Here is a 15,619-nt window from a genome sequence, read left to right on the forward strand (position 1 = left end):
TTTGTATTAGCCACAAATGCAGATGAGAAAACTCTCAGCCCAGAAGATTTACTCAGGCACTACAAAGCACAATCAGAAGTGGGAAAGGCTTTAGGTTTTTAAAAGATCCGTTATTTTTTGTTTCATCATTATTTATAAAAAAGCCAAGCCGAATAGATGCACTGTTGATGATAATGACACTGTCTTTATTAGTATATTCAATAGCTCAAAGACGATTGAGGGCGAACATGGAGAAAGTAAAAGCAACCATTCCGAACCAAATTAATCAGCAAATTGAAAAACCCACCTTACGGTGGATATTTTAATGCTTTGAAGGCATCAACTTAGTCCAGCATGGAGATGAAATCCATTTAGGTGGGTTTAATGAACTAAGAGAAAAAATAATCGGACTAATAGGTGGCCATGCGATGAATTTATATAATATGGAAAAAGTGACGTAGAAGTCTGATCAATGTATGTTTTAAGTTCCTTGCAGAAAATTACACCATTCAATTTTAACAATTTAATTATCGTCATTTTGGGTAGGACTTGGCTGCATATGTTTAATAAAATACGGTCATAAATTAGTAGGAGTGAAGCTACTAAATATCTAATTTTTCAATAATTTGGCTTACCAAACATTTATTCAACTGCTATTATTCTTGTATTACTATTAATTTAAGAATAATCAAAGTAATAGTTGGTATTATAATTGCTGTAACTTTGTATTGGAATCTTAAGGGCGAATGTATGAAAGCGGTGATCCTTGCAGGTGGATTTGGTACACGTATATCTGAAGAAACACAATTTAAGCCAAAACCAATGGTCGAAATCGGTGGGAAGCCAATTCTTTGGCACATTATGAAAGTGTATTCTCATTACGGCATAAATGATTTTGTAATTTGTTGTGGTTACAAAGGCAATGTTATCAAAGAATATTTTGCAAATTACTTTCTATACTCTTCTGATGTAACAATCGACTTAAAAAATAATAAGATGGAAGTACACCACCAAACAGCTGAGCCTTGGCGGGTAACGCTTGTTGATACAGGAGAAAGTACGCTTACTGGTGGACGCTTAAAGCGAGTATATGAATATGTGAAAGATGAGTCTGCGTTTTGCTTTACCTACGGCGATGGTGTGGGCAATGTGAATATTGCAGAGTTAATTAAACATCATGAAGCTCTTGGAAAGAAAGCGACGTTAACCGCGACGTACGCCCCAGGCCGCTTTGGAGCTTTAAATATATCGAATGATTTAGTAACCACCTTTGAGGAAAAGCCAAAAACAGATGGCTCATTAATAAATGGAGGCTTTTTTGTTTTATCTCCTGAAGTTTTAAACTACATCGAGGGAGATAAAGTGGCTTGGGAGCAACAACCAATAGCCCAGTTAGCTAAAGAAAGAGAGCTTGCGGTGTATAAGCATCAAGGTTTTTGGCAACCTATGGACACCCTTAGAGACCAAATATATTTACAAGATTTATGGGATAAAGGGGATGCACCATGGAAGATTTGGTGAGTTTAAAAAAATATTTTTCAAATAAAAGAGTGTTGGTTACAGGGCATACTGGTTTTAAAGGTTCTTGGCTATGTATTTATTTAAAAATGCTCGGGGCCGAAGTTCATGGAATTGCATTAGCGCCAAAAGAGTCTGAGAGCATTTTTGAAATAGCTAACGTTGAAAAAGGTGTTTGCACTTCCTCAACAATCGATAATATATGTAATACACACTCTGTATCTGCATTACTTCAAGATATTCAACCTGAAATAGTCTTTCACCTAGCAGCACAACCTCTCGTGATTGAGGGTTATAATGATCCTGTAGAAACATTCAATACCAATATTATGGGCGTTGTGTCTATTTTAGAGTCTATAAGGATGTGCCAATCTGTTGAGGTTTTTGTTAACGTCACCACTGATAAATGCTACGAAAACAAAGAGTGGTGTTACCCCTACAGAGAGACGGATAGGCTGGGAGGGCATGATCCTTACAGTGCGAGTAAAGCATGTGCTGAAATAGTCACAAATTCTTACCGTCAATCTTATTTTCCAGATAAAGCAATCGCAACAGCTCGAGCAGGCAATGTTATTGGTGGTGGAGACTGGGCTCAGAATCGTTTGTTGCCAGATATTATTAAAGCTTTTGATCGTGGTGATGAAATAGAGATTAGAAATCCGTCATCAATACGTCCATGGCAACATGTATTAGAACCATTAACTGGGTATCTCGTTTTAGCGAAAAAGCTAGGGGAAAAACAAGGTGAGGAATACTCCGGCGCGTGGAATTTTGGTCCCCATACCTCAAAAAACTATACCGTCGGTGAAGTTGTTAAGGAAGTTGCTTCATGCTGGGGAGAATCCGCGAATATAGCGATTGATAATTCTGCTGAGAAGCTACATGAAACTAACTTATTGATGCTTGACTGTTCTAAGGCAAGACTTAAGTTGGGGTTCGAAGGTGTTTTGAGTATTCCAAAAGCAATTTATTTAACAGTGGATTGGTATAAAGCATTTTATGAAAAAGAAGATATGAATTTATTTACTGAAAAGCAAATTGCACAGTATTGGGCGTTGAGGAATAAAGATGAGCAATGATAAAAATATAAAACTCCAAAGCTTGAGAGAAGATATTCTTAGCTTAGTAAGAGAATACGGTGCATTAAAAGAGCGTAAAAATATTTTCATTGCAGGTGAAACGCCCATTCCCCCGTCAGGTAAATTATTAGATGAAAATGAATATATAAATTTAGTTGATGCATCGTTAGATGGTTGGCTTACAACAGGTAGGTTTAATGATGCGTTTGAGTCTAAGCTTGCGGATATTCTGCATGTTAGACATGCTTTAACAACCAATTCAGGTTCATCTGCAAATCTATTAGCATTTGCATCGCTGACCTCACCAAGGTTAGGTGAGCGCGCTTTAAAGCCCGGTGATGAAGTTATTACAGTTGCTGCTGGATTTCCTACAACGGTAAACCCGATTATTCAATATGGCTGTATTCCTGTATTTGTTGATATTGAGCTGGGTACATACAATATTGATCCTAAACAGATTGAAGCTGCGGTTACATTAAAAACTAAAGCTATTATGTTAGCTCATACATTAGGTAATCCATTTGATATAAATGCTGTTTTGGCGATTGTGAAAAAATATGACCTGTGGCTTATTGAGGATAGCTGTGATGCTTTAGGTGCGCAATATACTGTCAATATTGATTATGCTAAATCGCGAAATGATGTGATCTCAGCTGGAGAAAGCCGAGCGGTAGGCACGTTTGGTCATGTAGGAACTCTTAGCTTTTATCCTGCCCACCATATAACAATGGGAGAAGGGGGCGCGGTATTTACCAACAGTAAACAATTAAACACAATTGCAGAATCTTTCCGTGATTGGGGACGTGACTGTTACTGTCCTCCAGGTCAGGATAATTCGTGTTCGAAAAGGTTTGAATGGCAGTTGGGGGAATTACCTAAAGGGTATGATCATAAATATATTTATAGTCATTGCGGCTTTAATTTAAAAATTACAGACATGCAGGCTGCTTGTGGTCTAGCGCAATTAGATAAATTAGACGCCTTTATAAAGCAGCGCAATGAAAATTTTGCGTTTATGTTAGATGGATTACAGGCAACTCAACAGCATTTTATTCTTCCGTATTCATCAAAAGATGCAGTGCCTTCATGGTTCGGTTTTCCAATAACAGTCATAAGCGATAAATTTACACGCTTAGAGCTTGTTCAGTACTTAGATAAGAAAAAAATTGGAACAAGGCAACTTTTCTCAGGCAATATTGTTCGCCAACCCTATATGCAAAATGTTGAATATAGGCAAGTTGGTGATCTTGCGGCAACCGATAAAGCCATGGCCGATACTATTTGGTTGGGAGTACAACCTTCACTTGGCCAAGTTGAATTAACATTTGTTATTCAAACAATAAAACAGTTTATTGATAGCAAAAACTAAAGAAGTTTACATATTATCCGATATAAATATATTGGACGAGCTTGGGAGAGTTCCTATTAATACTTACGAAAAAGAAATGCTCGACATTTTGATCAAGCTGAAAGAAAAATTTAATGTTGTCGCAATTAAAGCAGAGTTTGAAGCGGAAGGAACTCGTAGTGACGAGTTTTTGCGATTACTAGAAATAACTAGACGCGCAGGCCTAGAAGTTGCATTAAAAGTGGGTGGGGCAGAAGCAATAAGAGACCTTATTGAATCAAAGCAGTTTGGAGTGGATTACATCATCGCGCCAATGGTAGAGACACCGTATGCGCTTAGTAAATATATTGCAGCGATTAAGACGGTTTTCACACCTGATGAACAACAAGACGTTAAGTTTTTATTTAACCTCGAAACACACACTACTTTTGATAACTTTTTACCGATGTTAGATCATCTGGAGTCAGAAGGTGTTAATTTAGGAGTTGTTTTCGGCCGAGTTGATTTCACCTTATCCCTAGGTTTAAATCGTGATTCAATCAACTCTCAGAAAATCCAGCAATTTTGTTTATCCGTTGCACAGGAATGTAAAGATAGACAGTTAGATTTAGTTGTTGGAGGTGGTGTGAATGATGAATCATTACCTTTATTAAAAGAGTTAAAAAACATTCATTTATCGCGATTTGAAACGCGTAAAGTTATTTTTGATAGCGACTTTGTTAATAATACAAATGTGACAGAGGGCTTGCAGTTAGCAATACAATTTGAGCTTCTTTGGTTGAAGAATAAACAAGATTATTATACTCGTATCTCTCAAGAGGATAATCTTCGAATCAAAATGTTAAGCGAGCGAGTATTGCTTAGCGGTCGTAAATAAATGAGTAATATCCGTTCTTTGGTGATGTTTGATTTGGATGGAACTTTAGTTGATAGCGCTTCTGAAGTTCTCCAATGTATCAACATAATGAGAAGTAAAAGAAGCTTAGAAAATATCGAAAAGAGCGAGTTGCTTCCTTTGATGGGGTACGGGGCTGGTCGTTTGCTAGAGAATTCATTTAATAATCTTAATGAGTCCATTGAATCTTTGGTTGCAGAGTTTAGGGCGCTCTACTTAAAAACTACCACTCCAAAAAGTTCTCTTTTTGAGAATGTGGAGAGCACGCTAGAACAACTTTCTAATAAGAGTTGTTATCTAGCAATAGTGACTAATAAGCCAAAGAACTTATGTGACAAAGTACTTAAAGAATTAGAAATCGAACACTACTTTGATTATGTGATTGCGAGTAATGGTCAATTTGCAAACAAGCCTTCTGCTGATGCAATTGATTACCTTGTAGACCATTTTTGTGCTGATCCTAACCTATCCTATATGGTTGGCGATACCACATTAGATCAGCAAGCTGCTTTGAGGGGAAATGTTAATTTTGTATTTTTCTCACCAGGTTATGATGATGGCGTAAAATTATCTGAAAATGATGTATTGCTCAGTAGTATGAGTGATTTTAATAAAATAATAGATATTAAGTAACAGGAGCTACTATATGAGCCAGCAAGAAAACGGAGCTAAAGTTCAACCAAGAATATACTCAGCTCCAAAAGCTCCCTTAGAGGAAAGAATCCCCCTATCAACACCATTATCTGTCCACATTGATGTTTCGAGTATATGTAATTTTAGATGTAGCTTCTGTTTTCAGGCGGATGGCAGAGCAATGAAAGATGCGGGCTTGAAACGAGGGAAAATGTCACTCGAGTTATTTAAGAAAATCGTAGATGATTTAACCGAGTTCCCTGAAAAAATAAAGAAAATAAAAATAGGGAATCACGGGGAGCCGATGCTCCACAAGCAGCTACCAGAGATGATTGCATACGCAAGAAAAATGGAAGTAGCAGAAATAATTGAAGTTTTTACAAATGGCTCTAAATTAGAACCTGAGTTGAACCAAGCAATTGTTGATGCAGGCTTGCAAAGAATAAATGTGTCAATAGAGGGCCTCACTGAAGAACGATACATGCAAGTAGCTGGTGTTAAACAGGACTTCCAAAGCTTGGTTGATGGCGTTAAAGATTTATATGAACGCAAAACAGATGATCTTGTTATCTATGTCAAAATTGCTGATCAAACAAGTGCTTTAGATAAGAAGGACGATAGTTTATATGTCATGACACCTCAAGAAAGGGAGTACTTTTATAATACATTTGGGGGCATTTGTGATGAAATTTATATTGAAAAAATAGTTCCTCAATGGGCTGAAACTCAGCTAGACAAACAAAATGAAGTGTCTGATACAGGCATGTACGATCAAAAAATTAAAAATTACAAAGATACATGCCCGTTTACTTTTATGTACCTACATTTCAATTGTGATGGAACGACAAGCCCTTGTACTTTAGATTGGCCGAGAAAAGTGGTCATAGGTAATGTTAATGAGCAGAGTGTTAAGAGTATATGGGAAGGGCGCTCGTTGCATAACTTACGTGTTGCTATGCTTAAAGGGCGACGCAAGGATGTCAATTTTTGTAAAAACTGCTCAGCTCCCATGGTTTGTGTAAACGAAGATTTTGATCCTCATGCAGAAAAAGTACTGGAGGCAATTGATGCCGTTACCCAGTCATTAGATAATAATGAGTGGCTGCAAGATGATTCTGTGCAATGGCAAGCAATTGAAATAAAATAAAAAGGTAAAATGATGGCGAATTTGACAATACTCGTATTAGGCTCAAATGGTTTTATTGGAAAAAATGCAGTTGAGTATTTTGAGGAATGTGGTTACAACGTATTTAGCCCTAAGCGCCAAGAATTAAATCTGTTAGATTGTGCCGCTGTAGAAGGGTATTTAGCTGAATTAAAGCCAGACGTTGTGTTAATGAGTGCAGTAAACATAAATTCATTAGAGGCTAATGTACAAATATATTTTAATTTAGAACGATGTTCACACCTATATGGCCAACTGATAACAATAGGCTCTGGTGCAGAGTACGATATGAGAAACTATCGGCCAAAAATGACAGAAGATTATTTTAAAGCACATATCCCTGCAGACACGTACGGTTTATCTAAGTTCATTATTGGTAATGATGTAGCTAAAAGTAACAAAAATATTATTAACTTAAGAGTATTTGGCATTTTCGGAAAGCATGAAGATTATACCCGTCGCTTTATCTCTAATAATATTTGTAGAGCAATTGCTGGGCTTGATATCTCTATGAATCAAGATATGTTGTTTGACTATATTTATGTGAGGGATTTCTTAGCTGTATTACCTCGTTTATTTGGAGTGAAAGCCGAGCACAGAAATTACAATGTATGCAGTAATGCCCCTGTATCTTTCAAATTATTAGCTGATCAAATAGCGCAAGTTCATCCTCATGACGTTCGGATAAATATAAAAACAGAGGGGTCTAAAGGTGAGTACTCTGGAGATAACAGTTTATTCAGCAATGAGTTTGGCCCCATAATTGAAACTCCTTACGAAGATTCAATCGCCCAGCTATATAATTGGTATGCTGAGCACCCAGACATAGAGGCTATGGTAGCTAAGGTTAGAGGCTAGTCTATGTTAAAAACCAAAAGCACCTTACTTAATGCTTTATCAGGGAAAAGCGTACTTGTTTGGGGGGCTAGAATGACCGGAATGGGGTTACAGCGGTTGTTACGAAGTCATTCAAACGATATTTTAGGCTTTATAGACTCAGACCCTGCAATGCAAAGTAAGCCAGTGTGTGGGTTAGAAGTTTTTGCCCCTGACAGTTTGCAAGATATTGTAAAAAAGCATCCTGATGTTTGCATTATCATTGCTGTTTCGATCAAAGAGAGTGAAATATTAGAGCAATTAAAGTCTTTAGGTTTAGCTAATGTAGAAACAATTTTATACTCAGATTATTGTGAGTCATTTTATACGATAGATATAATGGGGAGCTGTAATTTAAAGTGTCCTTCATGCGCACATGGTGCGCAAACGGGCAAGTACCCACAAGGTAGGATGTCAAAGAAAAGCTTTGAGAAAGTAGTTGATAAAATTATTTCAGAAAATGAATTAGTCACTCATGTCAGTTTATATAGCTGGGGTGAGCCGATGCTGCATAAAGACCTGCCTGATTTTATTCGCTACCTTCATAGTAAAAATATTGCTGTTGCGCTTTCGAGCAACATATCAATAGATAATGACAAATTACTTGCTGAGGTTATAAGTCTCTCCCCAGAGTATTTAAAAATTAGCTTGTCAGGGTTTTATCCGGAAGCTTATAACAGAACCCACACTGGTGGGGATATAAATTTAGTAAAATCAAACCTATATCGTTTGAAATATTACATTGAAAAATATAAGTCACACACATTTATAGATGTAAACTACCATTTGTATAAAGATAACAATTCATTAAACCTCATGAAAATGCAGGAACTATGCGATGAGTTAGGTTTTTCATTATCATCTACATACTCCTTAATTATGCCTCTTGAAAGGTGTATTAATCATCTTGAAGGAAATTCAGATCCTAAGACGGTGTCCTTAAATCAGTCTCTTTTAGTCAGTGTTGAAGAAGGGGTTGAGGCGACTAAAAACAATAAATCAGATTCGTGTCCATTTAGAGAAAATCAAATAAATATAAATTGGGACTTAACTGTGCCGGTTTGTTGCACTGTTTTTGAGCAATCGGGAACAACGGTTGCTAAAGATTTTCTTTCGGTTACAACAGAGCAGATAAACAAAGCAAAGGGTAAGGCTGAGATTTGTAAAAAGTGTATGGCATATGGTTTACCTGCTTATAATATGGGATTTAATAAAAAACGATGGGCAGAAATTGCTTCAGAGAAAATTAGTTTAGATCGTCAAACCAAGTAAGGTATATATATGAATTCACAATTACACAGCCAAGCTATAACTCACTGTCGGCTTTGTCGTGCTGAACTACCTGTCTCTCCCATAATTGATATGGCACCTTTTCCAATTGCAGCGCAGCACTTTCCAAAAAGTAACGAGGTGGCGGATGAAAGTACACATTGCACTGTTTTTCAATGCCCATCATGTAGTTTGGTTCAATTAAAAATAAAGCCGGTCCATTACTACAAAAGCGTCATTACTGCTGCCGTTTTATCTCCTGCTGCAAAAGAAATACGATTTAATGAAATAAAGTCTTTTGTTGAGAAGTACAAATTGTCTGATAAAAGAGCGCTTGAAGTGGGGTGCGGTAAAGGAGGAATGCTTGATGTAATTGAGGATTCTGGGTTGCACGCTTCAGGGGTTGAGTTTGAACAAGAGTTTGTGGATGAAGCGTTGTCACATAACCGTTCTGTTTGTCAGAGTTACCTTAGTGATTTGAGCGTAAGCGAAGTTTATGATGTTATTTTCAGTTTTAATTACCTTGAACATCAACCAGATATAGCTGAATTTTTAACTCACTTGGGGCGTATTACAGCTAATGATGCGCATGTCTATATTACAGTTCCAAATTTAGACTACCTGTTAAAAACAAATAGTTTTTATGAGTTTGTACCAGATCATTTAGTTTATTTTACAGCTGAAACTCTAGAGCTTGCTTTTAGGATGCACGGCTTCGATGTTTTAGAGGCCTGCATCACTAATAATGAAAATGATATTTTGCTTATCGCTAAAAAGCGTAAGCCTTTAAATATTGCTCAGCAATACGTTGAAGTGGAAGCTTTACAGTTAGAACTAAATGAATTGGTTGAAAGTTATGTTAGTAAAGGCAAAAAAATAGCGGTTTGGGGGGCTGGGCATAGAACATTAGCATTGTTAGCGTTGAGTAATCTTCACAAAATATCCTCTATAGTTGACTCGGCGCCCTTTAAACAAGGTTTATACAGCCCTGTATTACTAACACCTATTATTTCACCAACCGAGTTTGAAGATTCAGATATAGATGCTGTCATAGTCGCTGTGCCAGGTATCTATCCAAAAGAAGTAATGAAAACAATTAAAGGTTTCAAAAAGCAATTTGATATTTATTGTTTAGAAGATAATCGAGTAGTGTCTTATTGTGACTAAAAAAATAAAATGAAATTAAAATTATCAGATTATGTAGCCCAAAAAGTTGTGGAATTGGGGATCAACCAAGTTTTCATGATTACGGGTGGTGGTGCTATGCACTTAAATCAATCATTAGGTTGCCACCCTGACCTGAGTGTAATGTTTAATCATCATGAGCAAGCATCTGCAATGGCTGCTGAAGCGTATGCTAGGCTTACTACAAAACCAGCCCTTGTGAATATTACAACAGGGCCTGGGGGAACAAATACTATCACAGGTGTTCATGGGGCTTGGACTGACTCAATCCCTATGTTGTTAATTTCGGGTCAGGTTAAAACCTCAACGATAGCTCAGTTAAACCATCCCTCTTTAAGGCAGTTAGGCGATCAAGAAATAGGGATCATAAATGTAGTATCGTCTATTACAAAGTATTCAGTATTAATTGACGATCCTAGCAGTATTAGATACCACTTGGAAAAAGCATTTTATTTGGCGACAGAAGGACGGCCTGGCCCTGTGTGGATTGATATCCCAATAGATATTCAATCTGCGATGATCGATGTTGAATCATTACAGGGATTTGAATTACCCAGTGAGTCGATAGCTGAAAAGCCAGAACAATTAGATGCGAACTATCAAGTATTAAAAAAGGCCCTTGATACACACTCAAGGCCCGTTATTTTGATGGGAACTGGTGTCAGGGTCAGTAATATGGCAACGGATGTAATCACTTTAATAGAGCAATTAAAAATTCCTGTGGTTACAGCTTGGAATGCACATGATTTAATCGCTACTGACCATCCTTTATTTGTTGGTAAGCCAGGGACTGTAGGAGATAGAGCTGGTAATTTTGCTGTTCAAAATGCAGATTTAGTGATTGTATTAGGGTGTCGTCTTAATATTCGTCAAGTGAGTTATAACTGGCAAAGTTTTGCCAATAAGGCGCACATTTTAATGATTGATATCGATGCCGAAGAGCTGGATAAACCAACTTTAAAGGTTGATTATAAGGTGCATGCTGATTTAGCAGAATTTATACCTTACTTGATTGATAAACCATTGAAGGCGCTAGAAGATAGTAAATGGTTACAGTGGTGCATAGAGCGTAAATTACGTTACCCAGTTGTACAGAGTAGCTACAGAAAGAGTGCTCAAGTTAACCCCTATCACTTTATGGAAGTATTGTTTGAATCTTTGAATGAGTCACAGGTTGTTGTGGCTGGCAATGGCTCTGCCTGTGTGATTGGGTTTCAAGCTGCAAAAATCAAAGCAAAGACTCGCTTTTGGACAAATTCAGGCTCAGCGGCAATGGGTTATGATTTACCCGCTGCTATAGGTGCTTGCTTGGGAGCTGAAGGAGAAAGTGTAATTTGTTTGGCTGGTGATGGAAGCATTATGATGAATCTACAAGAGCTTGAAACAATTCGTGGAAATAATTTACCAATAAAAATCTTTATTATAAATAACGGTGGCTACTCTTCTATTTATCAAACACACAATAACTTTTTTAACGGTAATGAAGTAGGAGCGTCACCTCGCTCGGGTGTCACCTTACCGGATTTTAAAAAATTAAGTGAGGGTTTTCAGATCGCTTATTTTAAAATAGAGAAAACGGAATCTTTACAAAGTGATTTAGCGAGTGTTTTAGCTCATTCAGGTCCACTCGTTTGTGAGGTGTTTGTTGATCAAGACCAAGGGTTTGCTCCTAAGCTTTCTTCTAAACAGCTAGAAGATGGTTCAATAGTATCCCCTAATTTAGAAGACATGGCACCATTTCTAAGCGACATAGAACTACGAGATAACATTTGGAGGGATGCATGAAAATATTGATAACTGGCTCAGAAGGGTTTGTTGGTAAAAACTTATTAGTGTATTTAAAATCTGAAGGTTTTTTGGTTTTTGCTCCTACATTCTCTGAGTTGGATTTATCTGATGCATCGGCAGTTAAAGCATACTTAGCATTAAATCAGTTTGATGTAATAGTTCATTGTGCAACAACGGATAGAACTAACTTTGGTTACCCGTCAGAGGTTTTAAGAAACAACCTAGCTATGTTTTTTAATCTTCTTCATAACAAAGCTCAGAATACTCGGCTGATTAATTTAGGATCTGGCTCAGAGTATTCTAGGGAGTACTGGCAACCAAATATGCCTGAAACATATTTAGGAGCTTATGTGCCTGCTGATGATCATAGTTATGCAAAATACTTAATTAGTCGTTATATAGATGATCTTAAAGACTTCAATGTTACTACATTAAGAATATTTGGTATTTTTGGTCCCTATGAAGACTACAAGAGTAAATTTATTTCTAACTGTATCGCTAAGAACTTAGCTGGTTTAAATATCGAAATTTTTAAAAATACCTATTATGACTATGTTTATGTTGACGATTTTTGTCGAATAGTGAAAGAAATGCTCGATACCCCTTGGCAAGAGACTAGTTATAACGTTACTAGTGGGAAGCGTATAGATCTATTGTCTTTGGCTCGCTTAGTCACTAACAATAGCAAGAATAACACGTCTATCTCTATTTTAAATGAAGGGCTAGGCGTTGAGTACTCGGGTTGTAATAAACGTATAAAGTCATTATTACCTAATTTTTCATTTTCTAAAATGGAAGACTCAGTAAACAAGCTATACGCTTTTTATCAAGAGCAAGCCAGCTCTATTGAGGTTGATGCATTAAAAAAAGATGACTATTTACAATACGCAAAATCCATACAAAAAGTGACTCAATAGATGCATTTTACCCAAACTCTAAATGATGACTTTATTAAGATTCAACAAGCAACAACTGGCTTTAATTTTTTAGAAAGTAAGCGGGTGCTGATAACAGGTGCTAACGGTTTTATAGCATCATACCTAATTAATTATTTCTTATTTTTAAATTCAAAGTGTGGGGCTAAGATAAAAGTAATAGCCTTGCTTAGAAATAAAAATAAGTTAGATAAGCAGGTAGCGGCTAATGAAGCTGTTGAAATAGTAGAGCAGGACATTTGTCAGCCAATAACGTTAAATTATGCAGTTGATATAATCCTGCATACGGCAAGTTACGCATGCCCGTCTTTTTTTGAAACTGATCCTGTAGGTACATCTTTACCAAATACATTAGGTACACACTTTTTACTCGAATACGCAAAAAACAACCCTGTTCAGCAGTTTGTTTTTTTTAGTACAACAGGCGTATATGGCCATAACCCTGCTGAACGTTACCCCTTGACTGAAACTGATTTTGGTTCACTGGACTGTGCAACATTGAGTTCGTGTTACTTAGAAAGCAAGCGTATGGGGGAAAATCTGTGTATAAGTTACCATAAGCAACATGGCATCCCTGTAAAGATTATCAGGCCTGCAATTACATTCGGGCCAGGCATTGACCTCAAAGGAAACCGTTCATATGAGGATTTTATTGGAAAGGTTTTGAGCGATGAAGACATTGAATTGCTGTCAGATGGCTCAGCCATAAGAAATTTTTGTTATATCTCGGACTTTATATCTGGCTTATTAACAGTCATTTCTCAGGGCAGTTTTGGTGAGGCTTATAATGTTGCTACAGATGAAGACATAAGTATTTCACAACTGGCTGAAAAGTTAACCGCAGAAGTTTTTCAAGACAAGCAGTTAAAAGTTATTTATAAAAGCAGCACAGTAAACAAAGCATTAAGAACTGAATTTAATAGAACGACCGTTGATATCAATAAAACAAAAGCCTTGGGCTGGGAGTTGCAGGTTTCAACATTAAAAGGTTTCGAAAGAACGGTAAAACATTATAACGAATTAAGGAACATGTAATGAGTATGCTTACATTGAAACAAAAATACCTATCAGGAAAGATAAGTAAGCAAGATTATATTAGAGAAATGCATGATGAGCATAAAAAGTTATTTTGCTATAAAAAATTATTAGAAAACAATGATGTAATAAATATACAGATAAGTAAAGAAAGTGTGATTTTTACGATGAAGGGAGGATTAAAGCTTTATGTAGATGAAGAAGATAGACGTTTTATTCCTATAGAAATCCTAAACTTTGGCGCGTTTGACCCTACAGAAAGAAGATTGCTTTTTAGCTTAGCTGAACAAAGCAATGTTGTATTTGATATAGGAGCAAACATAGGGTGGTACACGTTGAATTTTGCAAATGCTAACCCTTCGGTATCAGTTCACTCATTTGAACCAATTCCATTTACCTTTCAATACCTCGAAAAGCACTTGGAATTAAATGAAGTCAACAATGTGACTATAAATAACTTTGCACTTTCTAATGAAAAGGGTGAAGCACAGTTTTACTGGGGCCGAGATGAAACGGGTAGTAGCTCCATGGAAAATATTCAAGAACGCGATAATGCAAATATAGTAACTTGCCAGTTAAGCACCATCGATGATTATTGCGAAGAAAACCGTTTAAATATTGATTTTATTAAATGTGATGTTGAAGGGGCCGAGCTACAAGTTTTTCAGGGTGCAAGTACTATTTTAAAAAGGGATAAGCCGGCAGTGTTTGCTGAGATGCTCCGTAAGTGGTCTGCTAAGTTTGGGTACCACCCGAACGAGATAATAGATATATTTACTGCAAACGGGTATAGGTGCTTTGCGTATGAGTCTAGTGAATTTAAAGAGTTTTTTGAGATTACAGACACAACAGAAGCAACAAACTTCTTTTTTCTTCACACAGATAAACACGCTGACGTAATAAATAATGAATGCATTTAAATTAGGCATTGCAATACCCAGTTATAACAGAGGAGAGACACTTGATTTCTTCTTTGAGGTACATATTTCAAGGCTGAAAAAATTCAATGTCCCTGTCTATATAACAAATAACGCATCTACAGATAATACCTTAGATGTGTTAAAAAAGTGGAAAGAAGTTTACCCTAATATATTTTGGGAAACTGGTTTAACTACAGTTCATGCAGACCATAACGTTCAAAAAGCGCTAGCGTTTGCTAAGTCAGAATATGTTTGGTTATTAGGGGATTCATATGAGATCCCTGAAATAAGTTTAGAGCGCGCAATAGCCCAATTAGAGCATGATTGCTCAGATATATTTGTTTTAAACTTAGTAGGCAGACATGCTGCCTCCTCTCCCATTATGTATGATAATGCTTCTCTTGTATCGCGTGAAATATCTTACTTAGTAAGTTGTATTGGTTGTTTAATATTTAATAAGTCCAAATTAGATTTCACCCTTTTTGAATTGTATCGAGGATCAGATTTTGGCCATTTTGGTTACGTATTCCACTATATTTCACAGTGTGCTTTTAAGTTAACTCTACTAAGTAATGTTTCTATTGTTACTTTAAAAACACCCCAGCGAAAAAAACCATGGTCTACGGGTTACTTCGAGATTATTTTTGCTAAATTTCCAAAGCTAGTTCTTTCTTTACCTCAATCGTATTCAGAAAATGAAAAAATAGCTATTATCAAATTGTTTTTATATAAGTCTGGATTGTTAGGCTGGCGAAACCTTATGAATGTGAGGGCAAGCAATAATTTGACACAAAAATCATTAAGTATGTATAAAAAAAGTATAAACCAATATTCATCGTGGTATACAAGGCAGATTATTAATGTCTTACTTTATATACCTGTGAATGTGTGCCGTTTTATTCTGTTTATTGTTGAAGGTTATAGAAGGTATTTCTTTAAGGTTAAAAGCTTTCTTGGTATTAGAGAGGTAAATTAGCATCTATCGTTTTTAAAG

The 15,619-nt window shown here is 36.5% G+C and carries 14 protein-coding genes; all 14 read left to right on the forward strand.

Features of this window, described 5'->3' with window-relative positions; all coding sequences use genetic code 11:
* Positions 1-729 precede the first annotated feature (729 nt).
* From rfbF to A7967_RS02260, 14 genes are read left to right on the forward strand one after another with little or no spacing between them, the layout of a single operon-like run.
* A complete protein-coding gene (rfbF, locus tag A7967_RS02195; RefSeq protein ID WP_064435348.1) occupies positions 730-1,500 on the forward strand; it encodes a glucose-1-phosphate cytidylyltransferase in 771 nt (256 codons plus the stop codon).
* The gene (gene rfbG / locus A7967_RS02200; RefSeq protein ID WP_064435349.1) at positions 1,485-2,576 is read left to right on the forward strand and encodes a CDP-glucose 4,6-dehydratase; all 1,092 of its coding nucleotides are present in this window, start codon (positions 1,485-1,487) and stop codon (positions 2,574-2,576) included. Before rfbF ends, rfbG begins: the two co-directional genes overlap by 16 nt.
* On the forward strand, positions 2,566-3,945 hold the full coding sequence (gene rfbH, locus A7967_RS02205) for a lipopolysaccharide biosynthesis protein RfbH (RefSeq protein WP_064435350.1): 1,380 nt from the start codon (positions 2,566-2,568) through the stop codon (positions 3,943-3,945). Before rfbG ends, rfbH begins: the two co-directional genes overlap by 11 nt.
* Positions 3,929-4,801: an aldolase/citrate lyase family protein gene (locus A7967_RS02210; RefSeq protein WP_244507085.1), complete on the forward strand. Its 873-nt coding sequence runs from the start codon at positions 3,929-3,931 to the stop codon at positions 4,799-4,801. The genes rfbH and A7967_RS02210 overlap by 17 nt, the downstream gene beginning before the upstream one ends.
* The gene (locus A7967_RS02215) at positions 4,802-5,452 is read left to right on the forward strand and encodes an HAD family hydrolase (protein ID WP_064435351.1); all 651 of its coding nucleotides are present in this window, start codon (positions 4,802-4,804) and stop codon (positions 5,450-5,452) included.
* 13 nt (positions 5,453-5,465) lie between these two features.
* The gene (locus A7967_RS02220) at positions 5,466-6,599 is read left to right on the forward strand and encodes a radical SAM/SPASM domain-containing protein (RefSeq protein WP_064435352.1); all 1,134 of its coding nucleotides are present in this window, start codon (positions 5,466-5,468) and stop codon (positions 6,597-6,599) included.
* A gap of 9 nt (positions 6,600-6,608) precedes the next feature.
* The gene (locus tag A7967_RS02225) at positions 6,609-7,475 is read left to right on the forward strand and encodes an NAD-dependent epimerase/dehydratase family protein (RefSeq protein ID WP_082916309.1); all 867 of its coding nucleotides are present in this window, start codon (positions 6,609-6,611) and stop codon (positions 7,473-7,475) included.
* A 3-nt stretch (positions 7,476-7,478) separates the two neighbouring features.
* Positions 7,479-8,765: a radical SAM protein gene (locus A7967_RS02230; RefSeq protein WP_064435354.1), complete on the forward strand. Its 1,287-nt coding sequence runs from the start codon at positions 7,479-7,481 to the stop codon at positions 8,763-8,765.
* Positions 8,766-8,774: 9 nt separating this feature from the next.
* A complete protein-coding gene (locus A7967_RS02235; protein WP_064435355.1) occupies positions 8,775-9,929 on the forward strand; it encodes a class I SAM-dependent methyltransferase in 1,155 nt (384 codons plus the stop codon).
* A gap of 9 nt (positions 9,930-9,938) precedes the next feature.
* The gene (locus A7967_RS02240) at positions 9,939-11,732 is read left to right on the forward strand and encodes a thiamine pyrophosphate-binding protein (protein WP_064435356.1); all 1,794 of its coding nucleotides are present in this window, start codon (positions 9,939-9,941) and stop codon (positions 11,730-11,732) included.
* Positions 11,729-12,652 carry an SDR family oxidoreductase gene (locus A7967_RS02245; protein ID WP_064435357.1) on the forward strand — a complete coding sequence of 308 codons (924 nt, stop codon included), beginning with the start codon at positions 11,729-11,731 and terminating at the stop codon, positions 12,650-12,652. Before A7967_RS02240 ends, A7967_RS02245 begins: the two co-directional genes overlap by 4 nt.
* The gene (locus tag A7967_RS02250; protein WP_064435358.1) at positions 12,653-13,705 is read left to right on the forward strand and encodes an NAD-dependent epimerase/dehydratase family protein; all 1,053 of its coding nucleotides are present in this window, start codon (positions 12,653-12,655) and stop codon (positions 13,703-13,705) included. It begins immediately after the preceding gene.
* On the forward strand, positions 13,705-14,625 hold the full coding sequence (locus A7967_RS02255) for an FkbM family methyltransferase (protein WP_064435359.1): 921 nt from the start codon (positions 13,705-13,707) through the stop codon (positions 14,623-14,625). Before A7967_RS02250 ends, A7967_RS02255 begins: the two co-directional genes overlap by 1 nt.
* Entirely contained in the window at positions 14,612-15,601 is a 990-nt protein-coding gene (locus tag A7967_RS02260; protein WP_064435360.1) for a glycosyltransferase, read from the forward strand. The genes A7967_RS02255 and A7967_RS02260 overlap by 14 nt, the downstream gene beginning before the upstream one ends.
* Positions 15,602-15,619: the final 18 nt, after the last annotated feature.

It is taken from the genome of Pseudoalteromonas neustonica (assembly GCF_001653135.1).
Classification (GTDB): domain Bacteria; phylum Pseudomonadota; class Gammaproteobacteria; order Enterobacterales; family Alteromonadaceae; genus Pseudoalteromonas; species Pseudoalteromonas neustonica.

Coding starts and splice junctions, on each gene's coding strand:
- rfbF (WP_064435348.1), top strand. CDS start 730: ATGAAAGCGGTGATCCTTGCAGGTGGATTTGGTACACGTATATCTGAA.
- rfbG (WP_064435349.1), top strand. CDS start 1,485: ATGGAAGATTTGGTGAGTTTAAAAAAATATTTTTCAAATAAAAGAGTG.
- rfbH (WP_064435350.1), top strand. CDS start 2,566: ATGAGCAATGATAAAAATATAAAACTCCAAAGCTTGAGAGAAGATATT.
- A7967_RS02215 (WP_064435351.1), top strand. CDS start 4,802: ATGAGTAATATCCGTTCTTTGGTGATGTTTGATTTGGATGGAACTTTA.
- A7967_RS02220 (WP_064435352.1), top strand. CDS start 5,466: ATGAGCCAGCAAGAAAACGGAGCTAAAGTTCAACCAAGAATATACTCA.
- A7967_RS02225 (WP_082916309.1), top strand. CDS start 6,609: ATGATGGCGAATTTGACAATACTCGTATTAGGCTCAAATGGTTTTATT.
- A7967_RS02230 (WP_064435354.1), top strand. CDS start 7,479: ATGTTAAAAACCAAAAGCACCTTACTTAATGCTTTATCAGGGAAAAGC.
- A7967_RS02235 (WP_064435355.1), top strand. CDS start 8,775: ATGAATTCACAATTACACAGCCAAGCTATAACTCACTGTCGGCTTTGT.
- A7967_RS02240 (WP_064435356.1), top strand. CDS start 9,939: ATGAAATTAAAATTATCAGATTATGTAGCCCAAAAAGTTGTGGAATTG.
- A7967_RS02245 (WP_064435357.1), top strand. CDS start 11,729: ATGAAAATATTGATAACTGGCTCAGAAGGGTTTGTTGGTAAAAACTTA.
- A7967_RS02250 (WP_064435358.1), top strand. CDS start 12,653: ATGCATTTTACCCAAACTCTAAATGATGACTTTATTAAGATTCAACAA.
- A7967_RS02255 (WP_064435359.1), top strand. CDS start 13,705: ATGAGTATGCTTACATTGAAACAAAAATACCTATCAGGAAAGATAAGT.
- A7967_RS02260 (WP_064435360.1), top strand. CDS start 14,612: ATGAATGCATTTAAATTAGGCATTGCAATACCCAGTTATAACAGAGGA.